Source organism: Streptomyces sp. NPDC049954, assembly GCF_040656295.1.
Taxonomy (GTDB): Bacteria; Actinomycetota; Actinomycetes; order Streptomycetales; family Streptomycetaceae; genus Streptomyces.
In genome coordinates this window covers 378,067-396,154 of record NZ_JBFALS010000006.1, presented here as the reverse complement: position 1 = coordinate 396,154, position 18,088 = coordinate 378,067, and the positions used below count along the sequence as shown (strand labels likewise).

The 18,088-nt window shown below is 70.7% G+C and carries 15 protein-coding genes and 2 pseudogenes; 11 read left to right on the top strand and 6 right to left on the bottom strand.

Going from position 1 to position 18,088, the window contains the following annotated elements; all coding sequences use genetic code 11:
- Positions 1-17: 17 nt before the first annotated feature.
- Positions 18-179, bottom strand: a pseudogene (locus tag AB0J21_RS16200) (BBE domain-containing protein); the annotation flags it as partial.
- Between the two features lie 210 nt (positions 180-389).
- On the opposite strand from AB0J21_RS16200, the gene AB0J21_RS16195 reads away from it, so the two are divergent.
- Positions 390-617 carry a hypothetical protein gene (locus AB0J21_RS16195; protein WP_363146587.1) on the top strand — a complete coding sequence of 76 codons (228 nt, stop codon included), beginning with the start codon at positions 390-392 and terminating at the stop codon, positions 615-617.
- A 364-nt stretch (positions 618-981) separates the two neighbouring features.
- On the opposite strand, the gene AB0J21_RS16190 is transcribed toward AB0J21_RS16195, so the two are convergent.
- Positions 982-1,989 carry a ketopantoate reductase family protein gene (locus tag AB0J21_RS16190; RefSeq protein WP_363146586.1) on the bottom strand — a complete coding sequence of 336 codons (1,008 nt, stop codon included), beginning with the start codon at positions 1,987-1,989 and terminating at the stop codon, positions 982-984.
- A 141-nt stretch (positions 1,990-2,130) separates the two neighbouring features.
- Here AB0J21_RS16190 and AB0J21_RS16185 point away from each other — a divergent pair, with 141 nt between their 5' ends.
- On the top strand, positions 2,131-3,102 hold the full coding sequence (locus AB0J21_RS16185; protein WP_363146585.1) for an acetylxylan esterase: 972 nt from the start codon (positions 2,131-2,133) through the stop codon (positions 3,100-3,102).
- A gap of 24 nt (positions 3,103-3,126) precedes the next feature.
- On the opposite strand, the gene AB0J21_RS16180 is transcribed toward AB0J21_RS16185, so the two are convergent.
- From AB0J21_RS16180 to AB0J21_RS16170, 3 genes are all read right to left on the bottom strand, one after another.
- Positions 3,127-3,687, bottom strand: coding sequence for a DUF1697 domain-containing protein (locus tag AB0J21_RS16180; RefSeq protein WP_363146584.1), 561 nt, complete (start codon positions 3,685-3,687; stop codon positions 3,127-3,129).
- 55 nt (positions 3,688-3,742) lie between these two features.
- On the bottom strand, positions 3,743-4,963 hold the full coding sequence (locus AB0J21_RS16175; RefSeq protein WP_363146732.1) for a CDP-alcohol phosphatidyltransferase family protein: 1,221 nt from the start codon (positions 4,961-4,963) through the stop codon (positions 3,743-3,745).
- A gap of 357 nt (positions 4,964-5,320) precedes the next feature.
- A complete protein-coding gene (locus tag AB0J21_RS16170) occupies positions 5,321-5,704 on the bottom strand; it encodes a MarR family winged helix-turn-helix transcriptional regulator (protein ID WP_363146731.1) in 384 nt (127 codons plus the stop codon).
- Between the two features lie 219 nt (positions 5,705-5,923).
- Between AB0J21_RS16170 and AB0J21_RS16165 the strand changes: the two are divergent.
- Positions 5,924-6,529 (top strand): annotated as a pseudogene (locus AB0J21_RS16165) (hypothetical protein); the annotation flags it as partial.
- Positions 6,530-6,660: 131 nt separating this feature from the next.
- Positions 6,661-7,512 (top strand): aminoglycoside phosphotransferase family protein, encoded by an 852-nt coding sequence (locus AB0J21_RS16160; RefSeq protein ID WP_363146583.1) that lies wholly within the window; start codon positions 6,661-6,663, stop codon positions 7,510-7,512.
- A 20-nt stretch (positions 7,513-7,532) separates the two neighbouring features.
- Here the strand turns inward: AB0J21_RS16160 and AB0J21_RS16155 are convergent, their stop codons facing one another.
- Positions 7,533-8,726, bottom strand: coding sequence for an ROK family transcriptional regulator (locus AB0J21_RS16155; protein ID WP_363146582.1), 1,194 nt, complete (start codon positions 8,724-8,726; stop codon positions 7,533-7,535).
- A gap of 207 nt (positions 8,727-8,933) precedes the next feature.
- Between AB0J21_RS16155 and AB0J21_RS16150 the strand changes: the two genes are divergently transcribed.
- From AB0J21_RS16150 to AB0J21_RS16120, 7 genes are read left to right on the top strand one after another with little or no spacing between them, the layout of a single operon-like run.
- Positions 8,934-10,556, top strand: a complete 1,623-nt coding sequence (locus tag AB0J21_RS16150; protein ID WP_363146581.1) for an ABC transporter substrate-binding protein — start codon at positions 8,934-8,936, stop codon at positions 10,554-10,556.
- Positions 10,557-10,593: 37 nt separating this feature from the next.
- Positions 10,594-11,580: an ABC transporter permease gene (locus AB0J21_RS16145; protein WP_363146580.1), complete on the top strand. Its 987-nt coding sequence runs from the start codon at positions 10,594-10,596 to the stop codon at positions 11,578-11,580.
- A 9-nt stretch (positions 11,581-11,589) separates the two neighbouring features.
- Positions 11,590-12,510: an ABC transporter permease gene (locus AB0J21_RS16140; protein ID WP_363146579.1), complete on the top strand. Its 921-nt coding sequence runs from the start codon at positions 11,590-11,592 to the stop codon at positions 12,508-12,510.
- Positions 12,507-13,376, top strand: a complete 870-nt coding sequence (locus AB0J21_RS16135; protein WP_363146578.1) for an ABC transporter ATP-binding protein — start codon at positions 12,507-12,509, stop codon at positions 13,374-13,376. Before AB0J21_RS16140 ends, AB0J21_RS16135 begins: the two co-directional genes overlap by 4 nt.
- Positions 13,377-14,237 (top strand): ATP-binding cassette domain-containing protein, encoded by an 861-nt coding sequence (locus tag AB0J21_RS16130; RefSeq protein ID WP_363146577.1) that lies wholly within the window; start codon positions 13,377-13,379, stop codon positions 14,235-14,237.
- The gene (locus tag AB0J21_RS16125) at positions 14,234-16,723 is read left to right on the top strand and encodes a glycoside hydrolase family 2 protein (RefSeq protein ID WP_363146576.1); all 2,490 of its coding nucleotides are present in this window, start codon (positions 14,234-14,236) and stop codon (positions 16,721-16,723) included. Before AB0J21_RS16130 ends, AB0J21_RS16125 begins: the two co-directional genes overlap by 4 nt.
- Entirely contained in the window at positions 16,720-18,078 is a 1,359-nt protein-coding gene (locus AB0J21_RS16120; protein WP_363146575.1) for a glycosyl hydrolase family 28 protein, read from the top strand. Before AB0J21_RS16125 ends, AB0J21_RS16120 begins: the two co-directional genes overlap by 4 nt.
- The last annotated feature ends 10 nt before the right edge of the window (positions 18,079-18,088 follow it).

Below are 18,088 nucleotides of genomic sequence, written 5' to 3'. Positions count from 1 at the left end.
CTGCTGATCCGTTGCAGGCGGGGGTAGTTACCCTTGTAATACAAGGTTTCCCATGACACACCCGAGGTGTTCCACCGGGGATCGGCCAGATCCACATCGGGGTAGTTGATGTGACTTCCCGTAGTGACGGGGCCAGGCACCGGTACCCCTCCCGTGTCAGCGAAGACGTCCCGGTACATCTCCCTGATCCAGCCGAGGTTGCGCGCGTCTTCGGCGGCGTCGGACCATCCTCCGGCGGAGAAATAGGCGCGCAGGACCGTGTCACGGGCCGCGGTGGCCGTCTCGTCCGAAGCGACCGCGTTGACCTGGCCACCGAAGGTGGTGAGGCTCATGCTCGCGTTCGGGTTGGCGTAGTCAGCCCGGGTGAACTGCCTATACGGTGCGGCGATGTGGGCGTCCGTGAAGCCTTTGCGCAGATCGGCGAACTTGATCTTCTCGCGGCTGGACGGCTCGCCCACCCAGTTGCCGTCGTCGAGAAACGGCTGGGCCTGGCTGGTGTCCTGGACGGGACGCACGCCGACACCCGAGATCATCTGCTCCGCGAGAGCGGCCATGAGTCTCTCCCCGTCCGGGACGTCGTCGCCGCCCCCCATGAAGAAACTGATCTGACCGGCTGACTTGTGCGGCACTATCAGGGAGCCCCATATTTGGCTGTTCGGGGAATCGGGCAAGCTGTTGCGCTCGGCCCAGTCCCCCAGTGCTCGCAACAGCTTCGCTGTCGCCCCGCTACCCCGCCCTCCCTCCTCCGGGGCCGCCTCCAGCAGGTGCTGTGCGCGGGCCCGGCGCATGGTCCAGGGCGGCGGCCCGGCCCCACCGGGCCCCGGTACGCCCGGGCGATGCCGAGCAGAGCTGGGCCCGCCGGTGGTTCAGCAGTCGGGCTGGTCCGTCCGCGAGCCAGGCGCGCGGTTCCCGCGGACCGCTGCTCCGCAGGACTGCCCGGACCCGGCGACCCTCGCCCCGAAGGCCTGAGCGGCCGGACGGTCAGGCCGCCCGCGCGATCCGCTCCCGTACCTCCTGGGCGCTCAGTGCCCCGGGCTGCCTGCCGGTGCGCGCGCTCTCGTTGGCGAGGGCGGTCAGGGTCGCGTTGACGGGGGTGGGGACGCCGTGCAGACGGCCGAGGAGGACAATCTCGCCGTTCAGGTAGTCGGCCTCGATGGTGCCGGTGCCCCTCACGAGGCTCTGCCACGAGGAGCCGCCGCCGCGCGGGGCGCCGGGCAGGGCGCGCTGTTCGACGCGGTCGCCGCGCACCGCGCGCATCTCCTCGTCGGACGCGAAGTCGAGGCCGGCGGCGGCCAGGACACGGGCGCCCTCCTCGCGGGCGGCGTCCACCAGGGCGAGTTGGTCCTCGCCGGCGATGGGCCCGGTCACCGCTTCCAGGGCGTTGGCGAGGTTGCCGAGCAGTTTCGCGTACTTCCAGCGCATCACGTCCTCGGGCAGCGGCGCGTCGAAGTGGGCGTCCCCCAGGTCGGCGGCGACGGCCTCCAGGGCCGGGTCCTTGCCGCCGGCCGGGTACGTGCCCAGGTGCAGGACGCCGGTGAGGGGGGCACCGCCCGCCGAGACGAGACCCGGCTCCAGGTAGGTGGAGGGCAGCCACACGCACACGCCGAGGACCCGCCGGAAGCGGCGCAGCGCCAGCCGTTCGTTCGCCACCCCGTTCTGCGCGCACAGCAGCGGCAGCCGCTCCCCCGCGGTGCCACCGCCGGCCACCGGCCGGTGCGCCCAGTCGTCGAGGGCCGCGGTGCTGTCCTGTGTCTTGACGGCGAGGACCAGGACGTCGTCGGCGCGCAGTTCGCCGAGCGCGCCGGGGCCGTCCACCGCGGGCAGCCGGTGGGTGTGGTCGCCGTCCGGCGTGACGAGCCGCAGTCCCGGTGCCCGCAGGGCCGCGAGGTGGGCGCCGCGGGCGACGAGCACGACCTCCCGGCCCGCCTGGGCCAGCCGTCCGCCGATCGTGCCGCCGACGGCACCTGCTCCGATGATGATGTAGCGCATGATCAGAGCCTGTCACGCCGGGGGTCTCCCGCACCAGGGGGTACTGCCGGGCTGGTCAGAGCGGCGGCGGGGGCTTCTGCGGGCGCGGCGTTCCTCGTACGGTGTGCCCTTCGGACCCTTCTTCGATCAAGGTGGCTCACGATGGCCCTTTTCGACCTGCCGCTCGACCGGTTGCGCACGTACCGCAGCTCCGCCGTGGAACCGGAGGACTTCGACCGGTTCTGGACGGGGACGCTCGACGAGGCGCGGCGGCACCCGCTGGACGCCGTCTTCACGCCGGTGGACACCGGGCTGCGCACCGTCGAGGTCCATGACGTCACCTTCGCGGGTTTCGGCGGACATCCGGTCAAGGGCTGGTTCGTGACCCCGGCCGGTGCGCGCGAGCCGCTGCCGCTCGTGGTCGAGTTCGTCGGCTACGGCGGCGGGCGCGGGCTCGCGCACACGCATCTGCTCATGGCCTCGGCGGGTTTCGCGCACTTCGTGATGGACACCCGGGGCCAGGGCGCGGGCTGGGGCGGCGGTGACACCCCCGACCCGGTGGGCAGCGGCCCCTCCCTGCCCGGCTTCATGACGCGCGGGGTGGAGGACCCCGACACGTACTACTACCGGCGGGTGTTCACGGACGCGGTACGTGCCGTGGAGGCGGCCCGCTCCCATCCTCTGAGCGACGCGGCGCGGACGGCGGCCGTCGGCGGCAGCCAGGGCGGCGGGATCACGCTCGCGGTCGGCGGGCTCGTCCCCGACCTCGTGGCCCTCGCGCCGGATGTGCCGTTCCTGTGCGACTTCCCGCGTGCGACGACGCTCACCGACCGCACGCCGTACCGCGAGATCGGTGACTACCTGAAGATCTTCCGGGGCCGCGCCGACCAGGTGCGGCGCACCCTGAACTACTTCGACGGCGTGCACTTCGCAGCGCGCGGCCGGGCGCCCGCGCTGTTCTCGACGGCGCTGGAGGACCAGACCTGCCCGCCCTCAACGGTCTTCGCCGCCTTCAACGCGTACGGACACACGCAGAAGGCCATAGAGGTCTACGAGTTCAACGGTCACGAGGGCGGTGGCGCCCAGCACGAGGCGGCCCGGCTCGCGTGGCTGCGCGGGCGGCTGCTGGACTGAGGCCGCCGGGCCGCCCCTGCCCACTCAGCCCTGTTCACCCTCCCGCGCCATGGCGAGCAGCTTGAGCACGGTGTTCCAGGTGCGGGTGGTGGCGACGAGTCCACGAGTCCTTGCGGGCCGGGCGAGTTCGGCCGCGAGCCGGGAGCGGCCCAGGCCCTCCGGCGTACGCAGGTAGAGGACCCGGTCGCCGAGCCGGAAGTCGTCGGGGCCCAGGGCCGCCGCGTCGATCCCCGCGAAGCGCTCGGCGTCCACCGGTCCGTCGTAGAAGGTGAGATGCAGCCGGGAGCCCTCGAAGCCGCCCTGCGGGTACGGGTTGGCCTCGACGACCGCGCGCAGGTACGGCGCGGTGCGCACCAGGACCGGGACGGTGAGGCCGAAGCGGTCGGCGAGGGCGGTGGACAGCTCCTCGGCGACCGCCTCGGCCGTCCGCTCCCCGGCGGCGGTGAACACGGCGTTGCCGCTGTTGAGATGGGTGCGTACGGCGCGGTGGCCGAGTGCGGTGATCGTCTCCCGCAACCCGGCCATCGGCACCTTGTTGCGCGGGCCGAGGTTGATGCCGCGCAGGAGCGCCACGTACGTCGTCATGCGCCCACGATAGGACCGGCCGGTGCCGTGCGGGCGCAGGCGGTCGCGCCGGGTCTCAGGGGGCCGGGGTCGACTCCGGCTGCCGGTCCGGCTGCGCGACGGGACCGAGGGGCACCGCGGTCCCCTCGGGCTCGGCGGCGCGCGGGACCGGCAGCGGTATGGAGGCGAGGGTGCGGCCGAAGTCCCGGGTGGACAACAGCAGTTTGTAGATGATGGCGAGCTCGAAGAGGAGCAGCAGCACCCCGGAGACGAGCGTCGCGCCCCACACCACGTCGAAGAGCGGGCCGACGATGAAGACGCCCATCTGGAACTCGATGCCGCTGACCAGGTGGGCCCGGATACGGCGGCGCAGCAGGAAGGAGCGCAGCCGCAGATAGAGCGGGAAGCGCTGCCGGAACTCCTGCTGGAGATCGATGACCTGCTTCTTGCGCGCGGGCCGTGCGACTCCCTCGACGCCCTCGGCCCCCTCGATCCCGGCGGCAGGCGCCGAATCCGCCGTCACCGCCGAGTCCGGTGCCTGCTGTGCCTCCTGTGCCTCGTACCGGCTCTCCGCACCCCCGGCCTCGTACGCGTCCCTCGCCTCGTCCGCGTCGTCCGTGTCGTCCTGCAGGTCGTACGGACTCTCCGCGTCCCGCGCTCCGGTGTCGGCGGCCGACTCGGTGACCGCGGCGCCGTCCTCGGCCCGCGCGGCCTGCCTGAGGTCCTGTTCGATGTCGGCCTCGGGGTTCGCGCGGAGCATGTCCTCCATGAACGCGACCTGTTCGGTGTTCTCGGCCCTGCGGGCGGCGCGGATGCGGGACTTGATCTGCTTGCGCATCGTCAGCCGGGTCTTGAATATCTCCAGCGCGTTGATGTAGCGCAGCCCGTCGCAGAAGACCACGACGGCCGCCAGCCAGATGTACCGCGTCTCGCCGGTGCGGTGGTACTGCCCGGCCATCAGCGCGACCGCGCAGGCCGCGACCCGGACGCGGTCGAAGATGTAGTCGAGCCAGGCCCCGAAGACCGAGCCCCGGCCGGTGAGCCGGGCGACCTTCCCGTCCATGCAGTCCAGGATGAAGCTGAGGTGGTAGATCACGGCGCCGAGCGCGATCCACCGCCAGTCGCCGAGGGCGAAGCAGGCCGCCGCGCCGAGGCCGAGGACGAGGGCGGCCCACGTGATCTGGTTGGGCGAGATACGGGTGTGGCGCGCGGTGAACCGGACCAGTGGGGTCGCCACCGGGTCGACCAGCAGCACCGTCCACCACGCGTCACGTTTCTTCTGCGTGATGCGCCGCACCTCCCGCAGCGGCGGTACGTCCTCCCGGCGGAACGGGCGAGGGTTCTGCGCCCCGGCCGGTTGCCCGACCGGCCGTGAAGATTCCGCCACGAGGTGTGCGGATTCCCCGGCGGGATGTGCGGATTCACCACTTCCTCTTGCGAATTCACGTGGCCCGTCCGGGAATTCCTGCCGATTGCCCATCATTTCCCCTGCTGTTGTCCGGAGTTCACCTCACGGTAGGAATGCGTTCATCCGGACCGCAAGATGTTCCCCGTACAACCTTCGGAGCGGGCAACCGGTCTTCTCCGTACCACCGTCCGTAGTGGCAGTGGGTTTTTCTCGTTGTCCGCGCGTTATCCGCCGGGCACCTCTCCGTTATTCGCCGGAGCGGTTGTAGCGCTGGAGGTAGCCGGCGAACCGGTCCAGGTCGTCCGCGTCCCAGCCGGCCAGCCGCTCGTGGAACACGAGTCGGCGGGCGTCACTGACCTGCGTGAGCACATTCGCCCCATGAGGGGTCAGATGGAGCACGTGCACGCGCGCGTCCACCGGGTCCACGCGCCTCTCGACCAGTCCGGATTTCTCCAGGACCGAGACCTGCCGACTGATGGTCGACTTGTCGAGCATGTAATGCGTGGCGAGATCCGTCGCCCGGCAGCCCGGCTGGTATTCGAGATGACTGAGCAGCGTGAAGGAGACGAAGGACAATTCCGGGTGCATATGAGCCGCGAGCGCGCGGGCCCGCCGGGCGAATGCCGTCATCTCGCGCTGGATGATCTCCAGCGCCTCGTTCCTGTCCTGCGTCACGCGGTCCGTCCTCTCGCCATTTGGTTGTACAGTACAACGTAACCTCACAGTTGCATTTAGCAACCATCCCGCTTCGCCGCCCCGCCCGGGCGGCCCGCACAGGAGTCCCTGATGAGTTCAGCCGGATCGCCGGCCACCGAGGGGGCCTTCGACTTCGCCGCCGTGCGGCACGTCCTGCTCGTGGCGGTGAGCATCGGCTCGTACGCCTCCGTCGCGGTGCTCGGCGGGGCGGGCGCCGCGCTGCGCATGCGCGGCCGGGCCGCCCCTCGTGGCCGGCACCTCGTTCGCGGTGAGCCTCATCGGCGCGGCCCTGGCCGGTCCGCTCTTCCACCTCGTCTCCCACGGGCTGTGGGGGTGTGGGGCCTGGCCTGGCTCTACTCCGCGGGCATCCTGTTCCTCGGCGTGGGGCTGCACACCTTCCTCAAGCGGTGGACGACGCTGACCCTGATGGTCCTGTTCGTCATGCCGAACTTCAGCAGCTCGGGCGGCCTGTTCCGGCCCGAGGCGCTGAACGGCTTCTTCGGCGCCCTGCACTCCTTCTGGAACGGCGCGGGCTTCGTCGAGGGCGTCCGTGGCCTCGTCTACTTCGACCACCACGGTCTGGGCGGGCACCTCGTGACCCTGTTCGGGTGGCTCGCGGCCGGTCTGCTCGCGACGGGCGCGGCCGCCTGGTGGGAGCGCCGGCAGCGGGCGCTCGCCCGGGAGAAGGAGGCGCCGGCCGCCCGTGCCGCCGCGCGCGAGGAGCGCGAGGAGAAGATGGAGGAGTCGGTCGGCGTGTGAACCCTGGGCCGGACGCCGCGGCGTACCGCCCTCGCTCCCGCCCGGGACCCGCGCAGTGGGAGACTGTTGCCCGGTACACCAGGCACGGAGGCGGGCACCGGAGCGGCCGGGCCCGGTTGTGGAGGCGGACGATGGACGAGTCGCGGGCACGAGAGGTACTGGCCTCGGCGGGTCTGCCCCCGAAGGCGGAGCTGGTGGCGCTCGGCGAGAACGCCGTGTTCAGCGCCGACGAGCTGGTCGTCAAGGTGGGGCGCGCCCCCGAACTGCTGGAGCGGGCCCGGCTGTCCCTGCGCATCGCGGGCTGGCTGGAGGAGTCCGGCGTCCCCGCGGTGCGCGCCGCCCACCGGGAACCGCTGCTCGTCGAGGGCCACCCGGTGACCCTGTGGCACCGGTTGCCGCAGGCCAGCCGTCCGGCGGGACCGGAGGACCTGGCCGGTCTGCTGCGACAGGTGCACGCCCTGCCCGCCCCCTCCTTCCCGCTGCCCCGCCGCGAACTGCTCGGCGGGGTGGAGCGCTGGCTGCGGCTGGCCGGGGACGCGATCGATCCGGAGGACGCCGCCTTTCTGCGGGCCCGCAGGGACGGCTTCGAACCGGCCGCCGCCGCGCTGACCCCGCATCTGCCGCCCGGCCCGATCCACGGTGACGCGCTGCCCCGCAACGTGCTCGTGGGCCCCGGGGGCGCGGTCCTCTCCGATCTGGAGACCTTCTCCTTCGACCTGCGCGAGCACGACCTCGTGGTCATGGACCTCTCCCGCGACCGCTACGGCCTGCCCGAGGAGACGTACGAGAACTTCGTGGCCTCCTACGGCTGGGACGTGCGGACGTGGGAGGGGCGCGCCGTGCTGCGCGGGGCGCGGGAGACCGCGAGCTGCGCGTGGGTCGCGCAGCACGCCCCCAGCAATCCGGCGGCGCTCCAGGAGTTCCGCCGCCGGGTCGCCTCCCTCAGGGACGGCGACACGGCGGTGCGCTGGCTGCCCTTCTGAGGGCCCCCGGTCCCGCGCGGTCAGTCGCGCGGGGCCAGGGAGCGCTGGAGCACGAGGGCGGACACCCCGAGGGCGGCCGCGTCACGCGGGTTGGTCGAGAAGCGGACCTCCACCCCGTGGGTGCCCCGGGCGAAGAACCGCCGGCCGAGGGTCTCCCGGATCGCCTCGATGTAGACGGCGCCGGCGATGGCGAACCCCGGGCCGCCCAGCACGATGAGGTCGAGGTCGGTCAGGTTGACGAGGGTCAGGACGCTCTCGGCGACATAGCGCGCGGACTGCTCGACGAGGGCGCGGGCGGCGGGTTCCCCGCGCACGGCCGCCCGGGCGAGGCTGTCGAAGGCGGCGGTCACGTCGCCCTCGGGCACGTCGGCGAGCAGGCCCTGTGCGCGGGCGCCCGCGACGACGGCCGGGGGCGCCGCGTACAGCTCCAGGCAACCGCGGTTTCCGCAGGGGCACTCGGCGCCGTGCACGTCGAGGGAGACATGGCCGATCTCCCCCGCGTTGGCGGCCGAACCGCGGAAGCTCGTGCCGTTGATGACGATTCCGGCGCCGATGCCCCGGCCCATGTACAGGCAGGCGAAGGAGCGGGGCTCCTCCACGCGGGCGCCCCAGAACTCGCCGACGGCGGCGGCGGTGGCGTCCTTGTCGAGCACCACGGGCAGCCCGGTGCGCTCGGAGAGTTCGTCCCGCACGGGCAGCGACCCCGATCCGGCAACGGAGCGCGAGCCGATCAGCGCCCCGGCCGCGTGGTCGAGCGGGCCCGCCGCCGCGACACCGATGCCGACGACGCTGTCGCGCGAGACGTCCAGCAGGTCGAGCAGGACGTCGATCTCGCGGACCACGCGGTCCACGAGCCGCCCGGGTTCCTCGCCGGGCAGTAACGGCCTGCGCTGGCGGCCGATCATGCCGCCCGCCATGTTGGTCACGACGTAGACGACCGAGCCGGCCTCCAGGTGGACCCCGACCGCGCAGCGGGCGCCGGGCGCGATCTCCAGGAGGGTGCGGCGCTTCCCGCCGGTCGACACCGCGGTGCCCACCTCCTGCACGAGCCCGTCCTCCAGGAGGCTGCGCACGATCATGGACACGGAGGCCTGGGTGAGGCCCGAGAGCTCGGCGATCTCCACCCGGCTCACCGGGCCCTGCGAACGGACGATGTCGAGCAGCCGGCCATGACTGGGGGCCGAGCGTCTTCCTCCGCGTACCGGACCGACCACGGGCAACCTCCGGCTGAGCTGTAGTGATTGACACCCATTGACAAGCACGGGATGAGGGTCAACACTCTAGCAGCCTCACTTAATTAACTGATTGAACTCTCCTGCGTCGTGCCCCCGAAACACAGATCAGTTACGGAGAACCCAGTGAAGTCATACCGGGGAAGTACTCTCAGCGCCCTCGCCGGCGCTGCCGCCCTCGCTCTGACGGTGAGCGGGTGCAGTGGCTCCTCGTCCTCGGGCGCCGGCGGTGACGGCCCGATCCTGACCGCCTACAACGGGGCCAGCGGCGCCTTCGTCAAGAACTTCAACCCCCTTTCGCCGACCGTGCGGTCCGGGGTGCGAGGGATGATCTACGAGCCGCTGTTCTTCTTCAACAACCAGGCCCCGCTGGACACCGAGCCGACTCCGCTGCTGGGCCAGGACTACTCCTTCGACAAGACCGGCAAGGTCCTGAGCGTCACGCTGCGCAAGGGCGTCAAGTGGAGCGACGGCAAGCCGTTCACCGCCTCCGACGTGGCGTTCACGATGAACCTGATCCGGGCCACCCCGAGCGTCGACGTCAGCGGCAACACCCCGAAGGCCAGGGCCACGGACGCCACCCACGTCGTGCTGACCTTCGACCGGCCCTCGTTCACCACGGGGCCGCAGGTCCTCGGGCAGACGTACATCGTGCCCGAGCACACCTGGAAGTCGGTCAAGAACCCGGCCACGTTCGTCAACGCCCAGCCGGTGGGCACCGGGCCGCTGGTGATGAGCAGCTTCTCCAGCCAGTCGTACCTGATGAAGAAGAACCCCCGGTTCCGGGGCGCGAGCAAGCTCCAGGTCGGCGGGGTGCGCTTCACCTCGCTCTCGGGCAACGAGTCGGCGACCAACGACGTCCTGGCGAACAAGCTCGACTGGGCCGGGATCTTCGTCCCGGACGTGCGCAAGGTGCTGCGCGACCACAAGAACGTCAAGTTCACGCCGTACGGCAGCCAGCAGATCGTGCTGAACACCTGCTCCAACCCGGATCTCGGGTGTACCGGCCCGCAGACCGACCCGGTCGTGCGCAAGGCGATCTCGGCGGCGATCAACCGCGAGCAGGTCAACAAGCTCGCGTACTACGGCAACGCGGCCGCCATCTCCCCGACCTTCGCCGTTCCGGGCCGCGACGACGCCTTCATCGCCCCGGACCAGAAGGGCACCCTGCCGATGTCCGCGCAGGTGCCGAAGGCCGAGAAGCTCCTGACGGACGACGGCTGGGCCAAGGGCTCGGACGGGATCTTCAAGAAGGACGGCAAGCGCCTGTCGATGGACGTCCTGGTCACCAGCGGCTACACCGACTACATCGCGACGCTCCAGGCGCTGACCTCGCAGCTCAAGAAGGCCGGGATCGAGATCGACGTGCGGCAGGTGGCCAACCAGGAGAACAACAACGCCGCGAGCCTCGGCAAGTTCCAGCTCCAGATCAACGGCCTGTTCCAGGGCCCGGCCGCCGACCCGTACTACGTCTACGACAAGTACTTCAGCTCGCACACCACGGCGAAGGTCGGCAAGGCGACGAGCCCGTACGACAACGTCTCCCGCTTCTCGGACGAGCAGGTCGACGCGGCGCTGAAGGAGGCCGCCGCCACCGACGACAACGCGAAGAAGGCCGCCGCCTACGCGAAGATCCAGAAGCGGATCGTCGACGACCTTCCCTACATACCGATCATCAACAACAAGACCTTCGTGCTCTACAACAACCAGCAGGTCACCGGCTTCCCGACCGAGGACGACCTGTACGCCCAGCCCGCGCCGAACCTTGAGCCCGACAACGGCATCGTCCTTGAGCACCTGAAGGCCAAGTGATGGTCGCCGCCCTTCGCACCGCACTCCGGGAGGCGTCGTGCACCTCCTGAGAAAGCTCGGGTTCTACGTCGTGGCCCTGTGGGCCGCCGTCACCCTGAACTTCGTGATCCCGAGGCTCCTGCCGGGCAACCCGGTCGACACCCTGCTCGGCAAGCTCTCGCAGCAGGGACCGGTCGCCCCCGCGACCCGCAAGGCGCTGGAGTCGCTGTTCGGCACCGACTCGGACGCCGGGCTGTGGCACAGTTACGTCTCCTACCTGGACACCCTGGCCCACGGCGACCTCGGCGTCTCGGTGACCTACTTCCCCACCCCCGTGTCGACCGTCATCGCCCAGGACCTGCCGTGGACGCTGGGCCTGGTCGGGCTCTCCACGATCATCGCCGCCGTGCTCGGCGTGGTGCTCGGCATGTTCGCCGGCTGGCGGCGCGGCACCCGCATCGACTCGCTGATCCCCGCGACGACGCTGCTGCAGTCCGTGCCCTACTTCTGGCTCGCCCTGATCCTGGTGTATGTCTTCGCCTCGACGCTCGGCTGGTTCCCGCTGAGCGGCGGCTACGACATCAACCGCACGAGCCCCGGGTTCAGCCCGCAGTTCCTCGGTGACGTCCTCTACTACGGGGCGCTCCCCGCCCTCACCATCGTCGTCAGCTCCGTGGCCGGCTGGCTGCTGGGGATGCGCAACATGATGGTCTCGACGCTGTCCGAGGACTACGTGGCGACGGCCGAGGCCAAGGGGCTCAGCCCGATGCGCGTCATGGTGACCTACGCAGCGCGCAACGCCGTTCTGCCCTCGGTGACCGGCTTCGCGATCTCGCTGGGCTTCGTGGTGGCCGGTTCGATCGTCACCGAGAAGGTGTTCTCGTACCCCGGGATCGGCAACGCCCTGCTGGACGCCGTGTCGAACAACGACTACGCGCTCATGCAGGGGCTGTTCCTGGTCATCACGATCGCCGTCCTGGCCGCGAACCTGGTCGTCGACCTGTTCTACGGCTTCATCGACCCCCGTACCCGGGCGAAGGGGTGAGCTGACGCCATGACCGACCTCCTCTCGGAAAGCTCGACGGTCCCGGCCGACGAGGCCGCGCTGTCCGCGCCCCGCAAGGGCCGCCGCCGCCTCAGCCGCAAGCTGACCGTGGGCCTCACCCTCGTCGGGCTCATCGTCCTGTTCGGCGTGATCGCCCCCTTCCTCGTGCAGGACCCGCGCGCCGTGTCCGATCTCGGGCTCGCCGGGCCCAGTTCCGCGCACTGGCTGGGCACCACCCAGACCGGCCAGGACGTCCTGGCCCAACTCGCCTACGGCACCAGGGGATCGCTCCTGGTCGGGGCGATAGTCGGGGTGCTGACCACCGTGCTGTCCGCGTTCTTCGGCATCGTCGGCCCCTACCTCGGCGGCTTCGTCGACGAGCTGTTCTCGCTGATCAGCAACGTCATGCTGATCCTGCCCGGGCTGCCCCTGATGATCGTGATCAGCGGTTACGTCCACCACAAGAGCATCATGCTGACCGCACTCGTGCTGGCCCTGACCGGCTGGGCGGCCGGCGCCCGGGTGCTGCGCGGGCAGACCCTGTCCGTACGCGGCCGCGACTACGTGCTCGCCTCCCGGATCTCCGGGGAGAAGACCTGGCGCGTGATCTGCGTCGAGATCCTGCCCAACCTGCTGCCGGTGCTCTCCTCGGGCTTCGTGTTCTCCATCATCTTCGCGATCCTCGGCGAGGCCGGGCTGTCCTTCATCGGTGTCGGCGCGACCGGCTCGATCACCTGGGGCACCATGCTCGGCAACGCCCAGAACGGGCAGGCCCTGCTGCTCGGCGGCTGGTGGTGGTTCGTCCCGCCGGGGCTGCTGATCGCCCTGCTGGGCTGCGGGCTCTCCCTCATCAACTTCAGCAACGACGAGGTCATCAACCCCCGGCTGCGCGCCCCGCGCGCCAGGGCCATCCGGAAGGCGGCGTCATGAGCGAGGAGCGCGCGGCGCGCGACGTGCTGACGGTGCGCAACCTGTGCGTCGACTACGTCGGCGAGGAGACCGTGCACGCGGTCGACGACGTGAGCCTGTACGTGCGCAGCGGTGAGATCCTCGGCCTCGCCGGGGAGAGCGGCTGCGGGAAGTCGACGCTCGCCTACGGCATCAACCAACTGCTGCGGCCACCCGCCCTGATCACCTCCGGCGAGGTCGTCTTCCACGACCGCTCCGGCACGGACGTCGACGTCCTCGCCCTGAGCGGCAAGGCGCTGCGGCGCCACCGCTGGGACAAGGTGTCGATGGTGTTCCAGGGGTCGATGAACTCCTTGAACCCGGTCATCTCGATCCGCGCCCAGCTCGCGGACGTCTTCCGCACGCACCGCCCCGACATGTCGAAGGCCGACCGCCGCGAGCGCTCCGAGCACCTGCTCGAACTCGTCGGGGTCGACCCGAACCGGCTGCACAGCTTCGCCCACGAGCTGTCCGGCGGCATGCGTCAGCGCGTCATGATCGCCATGGCGCTGGCCCTGGACCCGCAGCTCATGATCATGGACGAGCCGACCACCGCGCTCGACGTGGTGGTGCAGCGCGACATCCTCGGCGAGATCATGCGGCTGCGCGCGGAGCTGGGCTTCGCGGTCGTCTTCATCACGCACGACCTGCCGCTCCTGCTGGAGATCAGCGACCGCATCGCGATCATGCGCGGCGGCCGGGTGCTGGAGACCGGGACGGCCGAGGACGTCTTCTTCGCCGCCGAACACCCCTACACCCGGCAGCTGCTGGAGGCGTTCCCGAGCCTCACCGGCGAACGCGGCGCCTTCCTGCGCACCGGGGACGCGCCGTCGAAGGAGGTGGTCTGAGTGGCCACACTTGAGGTCAGGAACCTGTCCAAGGACTTCCGGCTCCGCAAGGGCCTGCGCTCCTCGGTCCTGCACGCGGCCCGCGAGGTGTCCTTCACCCTGGAGCCCGGCCGCACGGTCGCGCTCGTCGGGCAGAGCGGCAGCGGCAAGTCGACCGTGGCCCGCATGATCGCGCAGCTGGAGCGCCCGACCGGCGGGGAGATCCTGCTCGACGGGGCGCCCGCGGCGGGACGCGGCAAGGGGCTGCGCGCCTACCGCGACGAGGTGCAGATGGTCTTCCAGGACCCCTTCGCCTCCCTCAACCCCTTCCACAGCATCGAGCACCACCTCGCCCGGCCGCTGATCCTGCACGGCAAGGCGCACGGCCGCGCCCAGGTCAGACAGCGGGCCAAGGAGTTGCTCGAACGCGTCAACCTGGCCCCGGCCGGTGACTTCATCGACCGCAGGCCGCACGAGCTGTCCGGCGGACAGCGCCAGCGGGTGGCCATCGCCCGCGCCTTGGCCCCGGAGCCGAGCGTGCTGATCGCCGACGAGCCCGTCTCGATGCTGGACGTCTCGGTGCGGCTCGGCGTGCTCAACCTGCTCGCCCGGCTCCAGCACGAGGAGAACCTCGCCGTTCTCTACATCACCCACGATCTCGCGACGGCCCGCCACTTCTCCGACGAGATCCTGGTCATGTACCGGGGCGAGGTCGTCGAACGTGGCCCCGCGGACGACGTGATCCTGCGTCCGCAGGCCGAGTTCACCAAGCTCCTGGCCGGTGCCGCCCCGGAGCCCGCACGCAATGAGCGGTTCACCTCGGTCGCGGCGCGCTACGCCGCGCGCGCGAGTGAGCCCCCCACGAAGAAAGAGTCCGAATGAAGCGCACTGAACTGACCGCCGGCTGGTCGCTCCGCCCCGTGGGCGGCCCCGTCCCCGCCGAGGTCCCTTCCGTCGTCCCGGCGACCGTGCCCGGCACGGTGCACACCGACCTGATGGCGGCCGGTGTCATCCCCGACCCCTACCTCGACCGCAACGAGGAGGCGCTGGCCTGGATCGGTGAGTCGGACTTCGTCTACGAGACGACGTTCGAGGCGGCCGCGGGGGACGAGGAGCGGATCGACCTGGTCGCCCAGGGGCTCGACACGGTCGCGACGGTCACACTCAACGGCACGGTCGTGGGCCGGACGAAGAACCAGCACCGCGGCTACCGCTTCGACGTGCGCGAGGCGCTGCGCGAGGGCGAGAACCGGCTGAGCGTCCGCTTCGACTCGGCCCTGGCCTTCGCGCGCGCCGCCGAGAAGCGCATCGGCGCCCGCCCGTACGTCGGCAACTCCCTTCCGTACAACGCCGTGCGCAAGATGGCCTGCAACTTCGGCTGGGACTGGGGACCGGTCCTGGTGACCGCAGGGATCTGGCAGCCGATCGCGCTGGAGCGCTGGTCGGCCGCCCGGATCGCCTCGGTCGTCCCGCAGGTCACGGTCGACGCGGACGGCACCGGACGGGTCGCCGTACGGGTGACGCTGGAGCGCACCTCCACGAGCCGGGTCGAGGTCACGGCGCGTCTCACCGGCCCGGGCGGCACGGACCTGACGGCCGTCGTCCCCGCCGGTGAGACCACCGTCGACCTCGACCTGTCAGTTCCCGACGCGGCCCTGTGGTGGCCGGTCGGGCACGGCGAGCAGCCGCTGTACGACCTGCGCGTCTCGGTCGCCGACGGTACGGCCGCCCTCGACGAGTGGCACCGCTCCATCGGCTTCCGCACCGTCGAACTCCTTATGGAGCCCGACGAGTTCGGCACGAGCTTCCGCTTCCGGGTCAACGGCGAGATCCTGTGGATCAAGGGCGCCAACTGGATTCCGGACGACTGCTTCCTGCCGCGGATCACGGCGCGGGACTACGCGGACGGCGTGCGGGACACCGTCGAGGCGGGCATGAACATGCTCCGTATCTGGGGCGGCGGCATCTACGAGAGCGATCTGCTGTACGAGGAGTGCGACCGGGCCGGGGTCATGGTCTGGCAGGACTTCCTGTTCGCCTGCGCCTCCTACTCCGAGGAGCCGGAGCTGTGGGACGAGGTCGAGGCCGAGGTCCGCGAGAACGTCGCCCGCCTCGCCCCGCACCCCTCCCTCGTCATGTGGAACGGCAGCAACGAGAACATCGAGGGCTACTACGAGTGGGGCTGGAAGGACGCGCTCGGTGAGGGCGTGAGCTGGGGCCGGGGCTACTACGACGAACTGCTCCCCTCGGTCCTCGCCGAGATCGACCCCACCCGGCCGTACGCGCCCTCCAGCCCCTACAGCCCGACGGACTACGCCAACCCGCGCGACCCCGACCACGGCAGCGTGCACAGCTGGGAGGTGTGGAACCGGCAGGACTACACCGAGTACGGCAAGGACATCCCGCGGTTCGTCGCCGAGTTCGGGTTCCAGGGCCCGCCGGCCATGTCGACGCTGACCGCGGCGGTGCACGACGAGCCGCTCGCCCCGGACTCCCCCGGCGTCCTCGCCCACCAGAAGGCCGAGGACGGCAACGGGAAGCTGGCGCGCGGCTACGCCCCGCACCTGCCCGAGCCGGTCTCCTTCGACGACTGGCACTTCACGACCCAGCTCAACCAGGCGCTCGCCATCCGTTACGGCGTGGAGCACTTCCGCTCGCACGCCCCGCGCACCAGCGGAAGCATCATCTGGCAGCTCAACGACTGCTGGCCGGTGACGAGTTGGGCGGCGGTGGACAGTGCGCGCAGGCGCAAGCCGCTGTGGTACGCGCTGCGCGCCCTCAACGCGGAGCGGCTGCTGACCGTCCAGCCCCGCGAGGAGGGGACCGCGCTGGTCGTCAGCAACGACAGCGCCGGGACCTGGACCGAGAACCTCACCGCCGTCCGGATGAGCTTCGACGGGCGTGAGCTGGCCCGGCAGGTGATCCCGGTCGAGGTGCCCGCGCGCACGAACGTCACGGTGGTCCTCGACACCTCTCTCGTCACTCCGCGCGACCCGAGGGGCGAGGTGGTGTTCGTCGAGTCCGCGCAGGCCCGCCCGGCGACCTGGTACTTCGCCGAGGACCGTGAACTCGGCCTGCCCGCGCTCGACGTGGACTGCGAGGTCACCCGCGAGGACACCGGGCACGCGGTCCGGATCACCGCGCGCTCCTTCGTCAAGGACCTGGTGCTGAACGCCGACCGGCTCGACGCCGGCGCCCAGGTGGACGACGCGCTCCTGACCCTGCGCCCCGGCGACACCCACGTCCTGCACGTGACCTCGGACGCCGCCCTCGACCCCGCCCTCCTGACCAGCCACCCGGTGCTGACCTCGGTCAACACGCTGCTGGCGCACTCCCGCACGAACCCGAACGAAGGAACCACCCGATGACCACCGTGAACATCCGCGACTTCGGCGCCGTCGGCGACGGAATCGTCAACGACGCCGCCGCCGTCCAGCGGGCCGTCGACGCGTGCAGCGAACAGGGCGGCGGACGCGTCCTCGTCCCGAGCGGCAGCGTGTTCAAGATCGGCTCGGTGATGCTCAAGGACAACGTCGAACTCCACCTGGAGCGCGGCGCGGTCCTCGACGGCAGCGAGGACCCGGCCGACTACACCGAGCGCTTCCGGGTCTCCGCGCTCTCCAGCGGGGAGATGCGGGACGACAGCGACGACGCGATGATCCTGATCGGCGCGAAGGACGCGAAGAACATCGCGATCACCGGCGCCGGTGAGATCCGCGGCGGCGGACGCCACTTCATCCAGTCCGACACCGGCTACATCTACCGCTGCCCCAACGCACGGCCGTTCACGGTGTTCTTCATCCACTGCCAGGACGTCACCCTGCGGGACACCACCTACAGCGACGCCGGCCTGTGGTGCATCCGGCTGACCGGTGTGGACCGGGCGCTGATCCACGGGGTGCGGGTGGACACCGACCTCAAGTACCCGAACGCGGACGGGATCGACCTGGACCGCTGCCGCCAGGTGCGGATCAGCGACTGCGAGATCTCCAGCGGGGACGACGCCATCTCGCTCAAGACCTGCGAGGAGTTCCCCGAGTACGGTCCCACCGAGGACATCGTCATCACCAACTGCACGCTGCAGTCGACGTCGAGCGCGATCGTGGTGGGGGTCGACGCGGTCGCCGACATCCGCAACGTGGTCGTGTCGAACTGCGTGATCCGCTCCTCGCACCGGGGGCTCTCGGTCAACCTCGGACAGGAGGGCGACTTCGAGAACATCCTGTTCAGCGACTGCGTCGTGGAGACGCGGCACTTCGCGGACGACTGGTGGGGGCACGGAGAGCCCATCTACGTCACGGCCTTCCCCTGGCACGACAAGGTCGGCAAGATGCGCAACGTCCGGTTCCGCAACATCCTCGCCCGCTCGGAGAACGGCGTGTACATCGCCGGGTACGAGGCCGGGCTGGTCAAGGGCGTCGTCCTCGACGGGGTACGCGTCGAACTCGACCGCTGGACCTCGTGGCCCGGCGGCGAGTACGACCGCAGGCCCTTCGAGAGCGGCGAGGAGATCTACCAGCACCCCACGAGCGGCTTCCACATCGACACCGCCGAGGACATCACCCTGCGCGACTGCGAGGTGGTGTGGGGCTCGCGGCCCGACAACTTCGCGCACGCCGTCGAGGCGGTCGACGTGTCCGGGCTCCGCATCGAGGGCCTGCGCGGGGAGGCCGCGCACCCGGAGCGGGACGAGGCCGTGAAACAGTACGAGCGTGCCAACTGACGACAGGTGT